This is a genomic window from Nocardioides phosphati (assembly GCF_014646375.1).
In the GTDB taxonomy this organism is placed as follows: domain Bacteria; phylum Actinomycetota; class Actinomycetes; order Propionibacteriales; family Nocardioidaceae; genus Nocardioides; species Nocardioides phosphati.
In genome coordinates, this window is record NZ_BMNI01000002.1 from 291,092 (window position 1) to 304,672 (window position 13,581).

Here is a 13,581-nt window from a genome sequence, read left to right on the forward strand (position 1 = left end):
GAGGCGACGAGTGGTGTCGGGCGTCAGCCGAGCAGTGCGTCGACGAACGCCTCGGGCTCGAACGGCGCGAGGTCGTCGGGTCCCTCGCCCAGGCCGACGAGCTTGACCGGGACGCCGAGCTCGCGCTGCACGGCCACGACGATGCCGCCCTTGGCCGAGCCGTCGAGCTTGGTCAGCACGATGCCGGTGACGTCGACGACCTCGGAGAAGACGCGGGCCTGGATCATGCCGTTCTGGCCGGTGGTCGCGTCGAGGACGAGCAGCACCTCGGTGACCGGCGCCTGCTTCTCGATGACGCGCTTGACCTTGCCGAGCTCGTCCATGAGGCCGGCCTTGTTCTGCAGGCGGCCGGCGGTGTCGACGAGCACGACGTCGTAGCCACCGTCGACGGCGGCCTTGGCCGCCTCGAAGGCGACGGAGGCCGGGTCGCCGTTCTCCGCACCGCGGATGACGGGGACGCCGACGCGCTCGCCCCACGTGGCGAGCTGGTCGACGGCGGCGGCGCGGAAGGTGTCGGCGGCGCCGAGCACGACCGACTTCTCCTGGGCGACGAGGATGCGCGAGATCTTGCCGACGGTCGTGGTCTTGCCGGCGCCGTTGACGCCGACGACGAGGACGACGCCGGGCTTGCCGTCGGCGCCGCTGATCTGGAGGCGGCGGTCCATCGTCGGGTCGACGAGGGCGACCAGCTCCTCGCGCAGCACCGTGCGGGGGTCACCGGCCTCGTTGCCCTCGATGCGAAGACGGGTGCGCAGGCGCTCGACGAGCTGCTGCGTGGGCGCGACGCCGAGGTCGGCGGTGAGGAGGGTGTCCTCGATGTCCTCCCACGTGTCCTCGTCGAGGCGGTCACGCGAGAGCAGCGCGAGCAGGCCGCGGCCGAGGCCGGACTGCGAGCCGGCGAGGCGCTGCCGCAGGCGGACCAGGCGGCTGGCGGTGCCTTCGGGCCGGTCGAGCTGGGGCGCGGCCGGAGCCGCAGGCGCCTCGGGAGCGGCGACCGCCCCCTCCGCCGTGCCCGCGGGAGCCGGCGGGGCGACGACGTCGGTGCCGCCACGCGGCGTACGACGGCGGCCGATCGCCGTGCCCACGAGGCCGACGATGAGCAGCAGTCCGATGACTGCGATGCCGATGACGATCGCGAGCAGGCCGGTGAGATCCATGGCGGACATCCAACCAGAGCCGGGGTCAGCGACGGGACGCGACCACGCGGTCGCCGTCCTCCTCGGTCAGCACGGGGAGCCGCTCACGGCCCGAGACCAGGGCCTTGCCCAGCCACTGGAAGCGGCCGGGCAGCTCCTCACCGCGCTGGGGGTAGGCGACGTAGACGAGCACGAGGGCGGCAGGCACCGCGCAGAGCAGCAGGGCGAGGACGATCAGCAGGGCCGACATGGGAATCTCCGAGTTCTCAGTGGTCCGGGACCGCCCCATCGTGCCATGCGGACACGGACACTCTCCGATCCGCGACGGGGCTCCTCCGCTCGCAGGTGGCACGGATCACGCCTGACCGGCAGGACCCGGCCAGCGGTCAGGCGGGCTCGGTGTCCCGGAGGCGCTGGCTGATGACGGCCGAGACGCCGTCGCCGCGCATCGTCACGCCGTACAGCGCGTCGCCGACCTCCATGGTCCGCTTCTGGTGGGTGATGACGAGGAGCTGGCTGTTCTCGCGGAGCTCCTCGTAGATCTCCAGCAGGCGGCCGAGGTTGGTGTCGTCGAGCGCGGCCTCGACCTCGTCGAGGATGTAGAAGGGCGAGGGCCGCGCCTTGAAGAGCGCGACCAGGAAGGCGACCGCGACCAGCGAGCGCTCGCCACCGGACAGCAGCGACAGCCGCTTGACCTTCTTGCCCGGCGGGCGCGCCTCGACCTCGATGCCCGTGGTGAGCATGTTGTCGGGGTCGGTCAGGATCAGCCGGCCCTCACCACCGGGGAAGAGTCGCGAGAAGACGTGGTCGAAGGCGACCCGGACGTCCTCCCAGGCCTCGGCGAAGACCTGCTCGACGCGGTTGTCGACCTCCTTGACGATGTCGAGGAGGTCCTTGCGGGTCTTCTTGAGGTCCTCGAGCTGCTCGGTGAGGAACTTGTGGCGCTCCTCCATCGCGGTGAACTCCTCGAGCGCGAGGGGGTTCACCTTGCCGAGCATCGCCAGCTGGCGCTCCGCGGTCTTGAGCCGCTTCTGCTGCTCCTCGCGGACGTACGCCGTGGGCTCCGGGGGCTCCTGGCCCTCCTCGAGCTCGCCGGTGAAGGGGATCAGCGTGTGGGGGCCGTACTCCTCCACGAGTGCCTCGACGGCGACGCCGAGCTCGTCGATCGCGCGCTCCTCGAGCTGCTCGATGCGCATGCGCTGCTGGGCCCGGGCCATCTCGTCGCGGTGGACGGAGTTGACCAGCTCGTCGTGGTCACGGCCCAGGTCGCGCAGGCGGCCGCGGACGGCGAGCAGCTCGTGCTCGCGGGTGGTGCGGCTCCGCTCGACCTCGGCACGTGCCTCGGAGGCCCGCTCGATCGACTCCTCGAGCCGCGTCAGCACCTCGCGTACGCCGACCTGCACCGCCTCGGCGGCCCGGCCCTCGCGCAGCAGCCGCTCACGGCGTTCGGCGGCGCGGGCACGCTGCTCGCGCTCCTGGCGAGCCTGGCGCAGCAGGGCGTCGGAGCGACCGTGGAGCGCCCGCGAGCGCTCCTCGGAGGTGCGCAGCGCGAGCCGGGCGTCGGTCTCGGCCTGGCGGGCCGTGCGGGCCGCCTCGAGCAGGCGCTCGCGCTCGGAGGTGTCGGGCTCCTCGTCGGGCGCCTCCTCTGCACCGGCGAGACGGGCCTCGAGGTCGGCCAGGCCGGCGACGTCGCGGTCGCGGGCCTCTTCGGCCTTGGCGATCGCCTCGGCGAGGCGGTCGGCCTCGCCCTTCGCGGCGCGGACCTGCGAGCCGTACTGGCCGAGCTCCTCTGCCACCGCGGCGAGGGTCGCGTCGGACTCGTGGAGCTGGGCGAGGGCGACGTCGACACGCTTCTGCGCCTCGAGGCGGGCCGCCTCGAGGCGCGAGGTCTCGAAGACCAGGCGCTCGGAGCGGGTGGTGGCCTCGGAGAGCTGGGTCGTGGCCTCGTCGACCGCGGCCTGGATCTCGATCAGGCTCTGGCCGGCCGTGCCACCGCCGCTGGCGAAGTGGGCGCCGAGCACGTCGCCGTCTCGGGTCACCGCGGTGACGGACGGGTCGGCCTTGACGACCTGCTTGGCCGTCTCGAGGTCGGCGACGACGGCCACCTTGTCGAGGAGGCGCGCGAGGGAGGCCTTGAGCTCCTTCGGGCACTCGACGACGTCGACGGCCCAGGCCTGGGCGGCACCGAGCGCGGGCCGCTCCCCCGATGCCGCGGGAGCGCCACCGACGAGGAGGCCGGCGCGGCCGAGGTCCTCGTCGCGGAGCTTGTCGAGCGTGCGGACGGCGGCGTCGGCGTCGGCGACGGCGAGCGCGTCGGCGACCGAGCCGAGGGCCGCGGCGATCGCGGTCTCGAAGCCGGTCTTGACGGTGAGTAGCGCCGCGACGGAGCCGAGCAGTCCGGAGACCTGGTCAGTGGCGGCGAGCAGGGCGCCCGCGCCGTCCTTGCGGGCGAGGCCGAGCTCGAGCGCCTCGCGGCGCGCGGTGAGGGACGAGCGGTCGCGGTCGGCAGCGGCCGCCTGCTCGCGGAGGTCGAGGAGCTGCTGCTCCAGGGCATCGAGCGCCTCGACGGCCTCCTCGTGCTCGGCGTCGAGCCCCTCCTCGCCCGCATCGAGGCCGGCGACCTTCGTCTCCAGGGCGGTGAAGTCACGCTGCGCGCGGTCGGCACGGGCCAGCGCGTCCTCGCGGGCCAGCGTCAGGCGACCCACCTCGTCGGCCGCTGCGGCGGCGCGGGACTTGAGCGCGTTGACCTGGCCGACCAGGCGGGCCAGCCCCTCACGCCGGTCGGCGGCGGCACGCTGGAGGGCGGAGATGCGGCGCTCCTCCTCGGAGGCTGCGTCCTCGGCCTTCTTGCGGGCGGCGATGGCGTCGTCGAGCCCGACCCGCAGGGTGTCGACCTCGGCAGCGATCGCCTGCTCCTGCGCCTTGGCGCGCTCGGCGTCGGCCTCGAGATGCTCGGGGTCGCGTCCGCCGCTGGAGACGACGTCGGCCTGGCCGGCGGCGTTGCGCACGCGCTCGGCGGCGAGCGACGCCGTGCCGCGCATCCGCTCGCGGAGGCCGGAGAGCGCGAAGAGCGTCTCCTGGGCCTTGCTCAGGGCCGGCAGGTCCTCGCGGAGAGCGGCCTCGAGCGCGGCCTCGGCCTCGCGGGCCTCGGCGATGGCCGCCTCGATCTCGGCCCGGCGCTGGACCAGCACCGACTCGTCGGCCATCTCCTGCTCGAGCGCCGTGCGGGCCGTGACCAGGTCGTCGGCCAGCAGGCGCGCACGCGCATCGCGTACGTCGGCCTGCACCGTGGCCGCCTTGCGGGCCACCTCGGCCTGGCGACCGAGCGGCTTGAGCTGACGCCGGATCTCGACGAGGAGGTCGTTGAGGCGGGTCAGGTTGCCCTCGGTCGCGTCGAGCTTGCGGAGCGCCTTCTCCTTGCGCTTGCGGTGCTTGAGGACGCCGGCGGCCTCCTCGATGAAGCCGCGGCGGTCCTCGGGGGTCGCGTGGAGGATCTGGTCGAGCTGGCCCTGGCCGACGATGACGTGCATCTCGCGGCCGATGCCGGAGTCGCTCAGCAGCTCCTGGACGTCGAGGAGGCGGCAGGTCTGGCCGTTGATGGCGTACTCGGAGCCGCCGTTGCGGAACATCGTGCGGGTGATCGTGACCTCGGCGTACTCGATCGGCAGGGCGCCGTCGGAGTTGTCGATGGTCAGCGCCACCTCGGCGCGGCCAAGCGGCGGGCGGCCGGAGGTGCCGGCGAAGATGACGTCGTCCATCTTGCCGCCGCGCAGGCTCTTGGCGGAGGCCTCGCCCATGACCCAGGCGAGCGCGTCGACGACGTTGGACTTGCCCGAGCCGTTGGGCCCGACGATGCAGGTGATGCCCGGCTCGAGCTGCAGGGTCGTCGATGACGCGAAGGACTTGAAGCCCTTCAGGGTCAGGGTCTTGAGGTACACGGACGCTCCTGTGAGCGGGGCAGGTCGGGTCAGGCTACAACGCGGCGGACCTGCGGCCGAGCAGGACGAGCGCTGCGGCGAGGAGCACCGCTCCCCCGGCGTACGGCGTGGAGATGCCGCCGATCTCCGCGAGGACGCCACCGAGCAGACAGCCCGCGACGGTGGCGGCGAGGCCGAGGGCCGTCGAGGCGGCCGCGACGACGTCCGACGTGCCGTCGGCGGCGGTGCGCCGGCGACGGAGATCGCGGGCGAGATCGGCCGCGACGAACCCGAGCGCGCCGAGCCCGGCGAGCGTGGCCGCAGCGATCCACGGCGTGTGGAGACGGCTCAGGGTGAGGTGGCCGACCGCCTCGAGGGCGAGGCCGGCGAGGACCAGGCGGGCGGGGGTGAGCCGCGGGAGCGCGCGGGCCAGCGGGTCGACCAGCGGCCGCAGCACGACACCCGCCAAGCCACCGGCCGCACCGGCGGCCACCAGCAGCCCGAAGCCGACCTCGTGCAGCCCGAGCTGCTGCGCCGCATAGACGACGAGCAGTGACCAGCCGGCCGCCCAGGCCGCCTGGGCCGCGAGCCCCACGAGCACCAGGCCGGACAGGTGCGGGTCGACCGCGATCCGCCTCAGCCCCGACCGCACGGGGTGTCGCACGCCCGGCGGCAGCGGTCCCCGCGACGGTCCCGGCACCCGGAGCCGCGAGAGGAGGGCGACCGCGCCCGCGAGCACCACCGCCTGCACGGCGAACGGCACCGCGGCACCCGGCACGAAGAGCAGCGCGCCGAGCACCGGGCCGCCGAGCTGGGTGCCGAGCACGAAGCCTCCGTCGAGACGCGCGCCCACGACCTCCTGCGCCGCGGGGTCACGCACCAGCATCGGCAGGAGCGGTCCGCGTGCGCTGTCGGCCACCGTCTCGAGGAGGCCGAGCCCCGCCATCGCGAGCAGCAGGAGCGCCACGGGCGCCACACCCAGCGCCAGCAGCCCCGCCAGCACGAGGAGTACGCCGGCGCGCGCGGCGTCGGCGGTGACCACCAGGAACCGGCGGTTGACCAGGTCGGCGAGCAACGCGGCGTACGGGCTGAGGAGGAGGACGGGGAGCCGGTGGAGGGCGACCGCCAGCGCCACGAGGAACGGCGAGCGCGTCAACGAGGCGACCGCGAGGGGCGCGGAGACGAGGGCGAGGCCGTCGGTGAGCTGGCCGAGCCAGGTCGCGACGACGAGCCGACGCGCGTCCGGGCCCAGGAGGGCGGGGACGACGCGGTCGGCGAGGATGCTCACGAAGTGAGGAGGGTACGCAGGCGCGCCGATGGAGCGGCGAGCAGGTCAGTGCTCGTCGCCGGACACCGTCAGGCGGGCTGCATCTCCTCGAGCGCTGCCCAGGTGGCCCGGTCGGCGCTCAGGCGGTCGTTCTCGTCCTGGAGACGGACGACGAGAGCCTCGAGGTCGCCGATGCGGTCGCGCAGGCGGCGAACCTCCGCCGCCAGGCGGTCCGCTCGCGCGGGGTCACGCAGGTCGCTGCTCATGTAGCCGAGGAGCGCCTTGGCCATGAAGTTCCTCCGGTCTGGATGGACGGCCGCGACCGGTGTCGGGGCCGTCTTCAAGGGTCGCACCGGGGTCCATGGCGAGTCAATCCGACGGCACGCCGCCTCTGGGGCCCCGAGGCCCGTCGACGGGTCGGTCAGCGTCAGCGACGGCGGAGGCGGTCGCGGAGCTCGAGCAGCTCCTTCTGCTCCGCCGAGCTGAGCGAGGCCTGGCCACTCTCGTGGATCTTCTCGAGCAGCGCGTTCATGCGGGCCTCGTCGGGCGACTCGGTGGGGAGCGTGCTCCCCTGCCACGGGCCGGCGACCACGGTCGGGCCCTGCGACGGGTGGCGGTGCGTACGCCGTGCCCGCGGGCCGTGCTGGTGGCGCGCGGTGCCGTCGCGCTTCTGGCGGTGCGGCAGGTGGATCTTCGGCAGCGCGTGGTGCTCGCTGAGCATGCCGAGCGAGCGGGCTGCGATGGTCGAGAGGACCAGGCCGAGGATCAGGTAGAGCGCCATCCACCACACGCCGTACTGGAGGTACTGGATGAGCGAGAGCGCCAGGATCACCGAGCCGAAGACCCACGCCGGGATGTTGAAGAGAAAGCGACGGTGCGGCCACTCCGCGATCCACGCGAGCAGGACCACCAGCTCGACGGTGTTGAGGCCGCTGTCGCGGACCAGCCCGGCCCCATCGGCGAAGATCCCGTCGATCGCGACGCCCACGATCGCGAAGAGCACGGTCACGCTGGCGAAGAACTGGAGCATCCGGGTGCGCCCGAGGAGGTGCTCCTCGAGGTCCTTGCCGAAGTACCAGAACATCACCACGCTGAGGACCGGCCAGAGCCCGACACCGCTCGGATAGGCGAACGGCCAGGTCACCACGCGCCAGACCTCGCCGTGGAGGATCGCCTCCGGGTCGAGCACGAGGACGTCCGCCTGCGGGCCGTGCATGAGCACGGCGCCGACGAGCATCGCCGCCACGCTGAGGATCGTGACCAGCACGGTGGTGCCGACGTCCAGCGTGCCGAGGCGGAACCACGGGTCGCTCGGACCACGGCCGGAAGGACTCATCCTGAAGCGTCGACGCACACGCGCATCCTAGGCGTGTGCTGGTCGACCGCGTGCGGTTACGCGCGCCTGGTCCGCGGCGGCTTCTGGCAGACCGGGCAGAAGTACGACGAACGGTTCATGAAGGCGGCCCGTCGCATCGGCGTGCCGCACCTGCGGCAGGGCTCGTGCTCACGGCCGTAGGCGTTGAGGGAGCGCTCGAAGTAGCCGGACTGGCCGTTGACGTTGACGTAGAGGGCGTCGAACGACGTGCCGCCCTGGGCGAGCGCCTCGGTCATCACGTCACGCGCGTGGCCGAGGACCTCGATCGCCTGCGCGCGGGCCAGGCGGTTGCCGGGCCGCTCCCCGTGGAGGCCCGCCCGCCAGAGCGCCTCGTCGGCGTAGATGTTGCCCACGCCGCTGACCAGGGTCTGGTCGAGCAGCAGCCGCTTGATGCCGGAGGTTCGCGTGCGGATCCGGGCCGCGACGGCCTCGAGGTCGAAGGCGACGTCGAGCGGGTCGAGCGCGATGTGGGCGATCTCCTGCGGCAGGTCGCCTCCGCCGGGTGACAGGGCCAGCCCGCCGAACATGCGCTGGTCGACGAAGCGGAGCTCGGTGCTGTCGTCGAGGGTGAAGCGGACGCGGAGGTGCTTCTCGGCCGGCGCCCCGACGGGCTGGACGAGCATCTGCCCGCTCATGCCGAGGTGGCCGATGACGGCGTCGCTGCTGTCGAGCGGCAGCCAGAGGTACTTGCCGCGGCGCCGCGCGGCGGTGAAGGTGCGGCCGACGAGGGTGCCGGCAAAGACCGTGGCGCCGCCGGGCGAGCGGCGTACGGGACGGTCATGGAGCACCTCGACGGAGGTGATCACGCGGTCGAGCGCGTGGGCCTCGAGCCCGCGGCGTACGACCTCGACCTCGGGAAGCTCGGGCACGGGTCAGACAGCGGGTGCGTCGACGGTGTCGTCGCCGGCCAGCTCCTGACCAGGCAGCGGGATCGCCGAGATCTCGCGGTACGCCGTCTCGGCGGCCTGCTGCTCGGCTTCCTTCTTGGAGCGGCCCTCGCCGTGGCCGTAGAGCTGGTCACCGACGCGGACCTGCGCGACGAAGTGGCGCATGTGGTCGGGGCCGGAGCCCTCGATGACGTACTCGGGGACGCCGAGCGACCGCCCGGCGGAGAGCTCCTGCAGCGACGTCTTCCAGTCGAGGCCGGCGCCGAGCTTGGCGGCCTCCTCCATCAGGGGGTCGAACAGGAGGTGGACCAGCGCCCCGGCGACCTCGAAGCCGCCGGAGAGGTAGACCGCTCCGATGACGGCCTCGACCGTGTCGGACAGGATCGAGGCCTTGTCGCGACCACCGGTCGACTCCTCGCCCTTGCCGAGCATAATGTGCTCGCCGAGGCCGATGGTGCGGGCGACGCCCGCAAGCGCGCGGGCGTTGACGACAGCGGCGCGCAGCTTGGCCAGCCGGCCCTCGGAGAGGTCCGGATGGGTGCGGTAGAGCGCCTCGGTGACCACGATGCCGAGCACCGAGTCGCCCAGGAACTCCAGGCGCTCGTTGGTCGGCAGCCCGCCGTTCTCGTAGGCGAACGAGCGGTGCGTGAGCGCGCGCTCGAGCAGCCCGGCGTCCAGGACTGGATCGCCGAGGGCTGCCCGAAGCGCGTCGTAGTCGCGCGCGCCGTGCGTGGTCAGGGCCGTGAACCTGGTCTCAGGCTCAGAGGACCTGGCGGCGAGCCGCCTTGGCGCCGTACTGGCCACACTCGCCGCACGCGCGGTGCGGGAGGACCTTGGCACCACACGCCGGGTTCGCGCAGGTCGCCAGGGTCGGCACAACGGCCTTCCACGCCGAACGGCGGTGACGGGTGTTGCTGCGCGACATCTTCCGCTTCGGAACAGCCACTGTCTTCTCCTCTAGCTTCGTCCGGCCTGGTCAGGCCGGGCGTTCAGTCTTCGGTCTTGCTGCTGGGGTCGTGCAGGCCTGCCAGACCGGCCCACCGGGGGTCGATCGGGGCCTCGTGCGTGTGATCCGGGTCGTCCGCGAGCCGCGCACCGCAGTCGATGCACAGTCCGGGACAGTCGTCCTGGCACAGGGGCTGGAACGGCAGTGCGAGCACCACCGCGTCACGCAGCACCGGCTCGAGGTCGACCAGGTCGCCCTCCGTGCGGAGCTCTTCCTCGTCGTCGTCCGCGGCGCGCTCCTCGTCGTCGTAGACGTAGAGCTCCTGGAACCGCGCCTCGATCTCGTCGTGGATCGGCTCCAGGCACCGCGCGCACTCGCCCTCCAGGTCGGCGTACGCCGCACCGGTGACGAGCACCCCCTCCATGACCGCCTCGATGCGCAGGTCGAGCTCGACCTCTGCACCTTCGGGGACACCGAGGAGCTCGATGCCGAGATCTGCCGGCGCCGGAACGGTCAGCGTGACTTCCCGCTGGGACCCCGGGCGGCGGCCGAGCTCGTAAGTGTCGAGCACGAGCGGCGCTCTCGGGTCCAGGTGGGCAGTCACGTCTTCTCAATCAGGGCAGAACAGATCGGATGGAGTCTACGGGTGCGAGGGACGAGGCAGCAAAACGCCTCGGCCGCCGCGGACGTGCTGCGCTCAGGCACCCGAGCGCTTGCGCTCGTCGAGGCGGGTGATCAGGCGCTCGCGGACGAAGTCGGGGACCAGGCCCGAGACGTCGCCGCCGAACATCGCGACCTCCTTGACCAGGCTGCTGGCCAGGAAGGAGTACTCGGGGCTGGTCGGGATGAAGACCGTCTCGACCTCGGCGAGGCTGGAGTTCATCTGCGCCATCTGGAGCTCGTACTCGTAGTCGCTGACCGCACGCAGGCCCTTCACGATCGCCACCGCACCCTGCTCCTGGCAGAACGCCGTCAGCAGGCCGGTGAAGCCGGCGACCCGGACGTTGGGGAACGCGCGGCAGACCTCGGTGAGCATGTCGATGCGCTCGTCAGGGGTGAAGAGGCGGGTCTTCGAGGGGTTGAGGCCCGTGGCCACGATCACCTCGTCGAAGAGGTCGGCCGCCCGGCCGAAGATGTCGATGTGGCCGTTGGTCACCGGGTCGAAGGACCCCGGACACACTGCGATGCGCACGTTCACTCCCCTGGATCGGCATCATGATCGCCGTCGGGCGATGCTGCGTGACCATACCGGAGCATCGTCTCGCCGTACTTCCGTTCGCGGAGCAGCTCGATGCCGTGGGGCCAGGTCGTCGTGGACCGCTTGCTGGCCCGCTCGACGACGACCAGCGCGTCGGCCGTCAGCCAGCCCTGGGCCACGAGCGCGGCCAGGTCGGCGTCGACCTCCGCGTCCGGCAGCGGGTAGGGCGGGTCGAGGAAGACCACGTCGTACGACGCGCGCGGCGGGCTGGCAAGCACGGCGCCGACCGTGTGGGCGATGACGTCGACGTGGAAGCCGAGCAGCTTGGCGTTGCGGGCGATGAGGGCCGCCGTGCGCCGGTCCTGCTCGACGAAGGTCGCCACACCCGCCCCGCGGGACATCGCCTCCAGGCCAACGGCGCCACTCCCGGCGTACAGGTCGAGGAAGCGGAGCCCGTCGAGGGAGCCGCACCACGACTCGATGGCCGAGAAGAGCGCCTCGCGGACCCGGTCGCTCGTCGGCCGCGTCGCCTGTCCCTTGGGCGTCTCGAGCCGTCGGCCGCCGGCACTGCCCCCGATGATCCGCGTCATGCGGGCTCAGGGTGGCGAGGCGTGGTCATGACTTCTCCAGGAACTCGGATGCGTTGCTGCGCTCAGTCTCCTCCACGGTGGCGCGGAGCAGGGGCACCTGTCCGAGCGCGAGGTCCTGGTCGAGCAGCTCCTCGGCGGCGCGGCGGGCCTCGAGGATGACCTCCTCGTCGCGGAGCACCTTCAGGGTGACGAGGGAGGAGCGGCCGCCGGACTGGCGCTTGCCGAGCACGTCGCCCTCGCGCCGCTGCTCGAGGTCGACCTGGCTCAGCACGAAGCCGTCGGTGGTCGAGGCCACCGCGTCGAGGCGCTCACGGGCCGGGGAGCCGAACTCCGCGTGGCTGACCAGGAGGCAGAGGCCGGGCAGTCCACCTCGGCCGACGCGGCCACGCAGCTGGTGGAGCTGGGAGACACCGAAGCGGTCGGCGTCGAGGAGGACCATCGCGGTGGCGTTGGCGACGTCGACGCCGACCTCGATGACGGTGGTGGACACGAGGACGTCGATCTCGCCCGTGGCGAAGGCGCGCATCGTGCGCTCCTTCTCCTCAGGGGCCAGCTTGCCGTGGAGGATCCCCACGCGCAGGCCCTGGAGCGCGCCGTGGCGCAGGCCCTCGGCGACCTCCTCGACCGCAGCCAGCGGGCGCGGCGGCGCGACCGGGTTGCCGTCCTCGTCGTACTGCACGACGTCCTGCTGGCCGGCCTCGATGACGTCGCCGGAGATGCGGGGGCACACGACGTACGCCTGGTGGCCCTTGCCGACCTCCTCACGGACGCGCTCCCAGACCCGGCCGAGCCAGTGGGGTGCGTCGGCGAGCGGCACGACGTTGGTCTGGATCGGCGCGCGGCCCGCGGGCAGCTCGGAGAGCGTGGAGACCTCGAGGTCGCCGAAGACGGTCATCGCGACCGTGCGCGGGATCGGGGTCGCCGTCATGACCAGGACGTGCGGCGGAGTGCCGGCCTTGTCGGTGAGCGCGGCGCGCTGCTCGACGCCGAAGCGGTGCTGCTCGTCGACGACGACGAGGCCGAGGTCCTGGAACGTCACCGCCTTCTCGAGCAGGGCGTGCGTGCCGATGACGATGCCGGCGTCGCCGAGCTGGATGGCGAGGAGGGCTTCTTGCCGCTGCTGCTTGGTCATCGAGCCGGTCAGCAGCGCGACCCCTGTGGACTCCTCGGCTCCGCCGAGCATGCCGCCGCCGGAGAGGTCACCGAGCATCGCCGTGATCGAGCGGTAGTGCTGCTGCGCGAGGACCTCGGTCGGCGCGAGCAGCACCGCCTGGCCCCCGGAGTCGACCGTGCGGAGCATCGCCCGCAGCGCCACGAGCGTCTTGCCGGAGCCGACCTCGCCCTGGAGCAGGCGGTGCATCGGGTGGGGCTGCGCGAGCTCGGCCTCGATCTCCTCCCCCACCTGGCGCTGGCCCCTGGTGAGCTCGAACGGCAGGCGTGCGTCGAACGCGTCGAGGATCTTGCTGACCCCGCCGGTGCGCGCCTGGGCTCCCTGCGCCTGGAGCGCGCGGCGCCGCCGGCCGAGGACGAGCTGGAGCACCAGCGCCTCCTCGAAGCGGAAGCGGCGCTGCGCGGCCTCCACCTGGGCGAACTGCTCCGGCCCGTGGATCCACTCGATCGCCTGGCGACGGCCGACGACGGCGTACTGCTGGCGGAGGTCGTCGCTGAGCGGCTCGGGGACCTCGTCGAGCACGCTGAGCGCGAAGGCGCACGCCCGCTGGAGGTCCCAGGTCTCGACGCCCTTGGTGAGGGGGTAGATCGGGAAGTACGGCGGGATGTCGTCGAGCGAGAGGCCCGCGGTCTCCTCGTCACCGCCCTCGCCGAAGAGCAGCATCTGCGGGTTGGTGAGCTGCCACTGGTCGTTGAACTGCGATGCCTTGCCCTGGAAGACGCCGCGGCGCCCCACCTCGAGCTTGCGCGACCAGTTCTTGACCATCCACTCGCTCTTGGCGAAGAAGGTCATCTTGAGCCGGTGGCCCTCGGCGCGGACGATCGCCTCCACGCGGTACGCCGGCTTGCCGGTGCGGCGGTCGGTATAGGTCTTGCTGCCGACGCTCGTGACCTCGCCGACGATCGTGAGCAGCTGACCCTCGCGCAGGCCGCCGACGTCGGAGAGCCTGCCCGTCTCGAGGTAGCGGCGCGGGAAGTGGTGGAGCAGGTCGCCGACGGTCTCGAGGCCGAGGCCCTCGACGATCGCCTTGCGCTTGCGCGTCTGGTCGCCGAGCACGGCCGCGACAGGGGTCCCGAGAGTGATCACCAGTGCAT

13 protein-coding genes are annotated in these 13,581 nt (G+C 72.6%); all 13 read right to left on the minus strand.

Annotated features, from left to right (window positions below; genetic code table 11):
- Positions 1-23: 23 nt before the first annotated feature.
- Positions 24-1,157, minus strand: a complete 1,134-nt coding sequence (gene ftsY / locus IEX47_RS06345; protein WP_188783157.1) for a signal recognition particle-docking protein FtsY — start codon at positions 1,155-1,157, stop codon at positions 24-26.
- A 25-nt stretch (positions 1,158-1,182) separates the two neighbouring features.
- The gene (locus tag IEX47_RS06350) at positions 1,183-1,386 is read right to left on the minus strand and encodes a hypothetical protein (protein ID WP_188783158.1); all 204 of its coding nucleotides are present in this window, start codon (positions 1,384-1,386) and stop codon (positions 1,183-1,185) included.
- Between the two features lie 136 nt (positions 1,387-1,522).
- Complete coding sequence (gene smc, locus IEX47_RS06355) at positions 1,523-5,074, minus strand: chromosome segregation protein SMC (RefSeq protein WP_188783159.1); 3,552 nt, start codon at positions 5,072-5,074, stop codon at positions 1,523-1,525.
- Positions 5,075-5,108: 34 nt separating this feature from the next.
- Positions 5,109-6,341, minus strand: a complete 1,233-nt coding sequence (locus tag IEX47_RS06360; protein WP_188783160.1) for an MFS transporter — start codon at positions 6,339-6,341, stop codon at positions 5,109-5,111.
- Between the two features lie 68 nt (positions 6,342-6,409).
- Positions 6,410-6,610 (minus strand): hypothetical protein, encoded by a 201-nt coding sequence (locus IEX47_RS06365; protein WP_188783161.1) that lies wholly within the window; start codon positions 6,608-6,610, stop codon positions 6,410-6,412.
- Positions 6,611-6,747: 137 nt separating this feature from the next.
- The gene (locus IEX47_RS06370; RefSeq protein WP_188783162.1) at positions 6,748-7,656 is read right to left on the minus strand and encodes an acetate uptake transporter family protein; all 909 of its coding nucleotides are present in this window, start codon (positions 7,654-7,656) and stop codon (positions 6,748-6,750) included.
- A gap of 56 nt (positions 7,657-7,712) precedes the next feature.
- On the minus strand, positions 7,713-8,564 hold the full coding sequence (gene mutM, locus IEX47_RS06375; protein ID WP_188783163.1) for a bifunctional DNA-formamidopyrimidine glycosylase/DNA-(apurinic or apyrimidinic site) lyase: 852 nt from the start codon (positions 8,562-8,564) through the stop codon (positions 7,713-7,715).
- Between the two features lie 3 nt (positions 8,565-8,567).
- Positions 8,568-9,386: a ribonuclease III gene (rnc, locus tag IEX47_RS06380; RefSeq protein ID WP_373289206.1), complete on the minus strand. Its 819-nt coding sequence runs from the start codon at positions 9,384-9,386 to the stop codon at positions 8,568-8,570.
- The gene (gene rpmF / locus IEX47_RS06385; RefSeq protein ID WP_107700183.1) at positions 9,343-9,528 is read right to left on the minus strand and encodes a 50S ribosomal protein L32; all 186 of its coding nucleotides are present in this window, start codon (positions 9,526-9,528) and stop codon (positions 9,343-9,345) included. The genes rnc and rpmF overlap by 44 nt, the downstream gene beginning before the upstream one ends.
- Before the next feature lie 43 nt (positions 9,529-9,571).
- Positions 9,572-10,132, minus strand: coding sequence for a YceD family protein (locus IEX47_RS06390; protein ID WP_107700184.1), 561 nt, complete (start codon positions 10,130-10,132; stop codon positions 9,572-9,574).
- Between the two features lie 93 nt (positions 10,133-10,225).
- Positions 10,226-10,720, minus strand: a complete 495-nt coding sequence (coaD, locus tag IEX47_RS06395; protein ID WP_188783165.1) for a pantetheine-phosphate adenylyltransferase — start codon at positions 10,718-10,720, stop codon at positions 10,226-10,228.
- A gap of 2 nt (positions 10,721-10,722) precedes the next feature.
- Entirely contained in the window at positions 10,723-11,316 is a 594-nt protein-coding gene (gene rsmD, locus IEX47_RS06400) for a 16S rRNA (guanine(966)-N(2))-methyltransferase RsmD (protein ID WP_188783166.1), read from the minus strand.
- Between the two features lie 25 nt (positions 11,317-11,341).
- Positions 11,342-13,573 (minus strand): ATP-dependent DNA helicase RecG, encoded by a 2,232-nt coding sequence (locus tag IEX47_RS06405; RefSeq protein ID WP_188783167.1) that lies wholly within the window; start codon positions 13,571-13,573, stop codon positions 11,342-11,344.
- Positions 13,574-13,581: the final 8 nt, after the last annotated feature.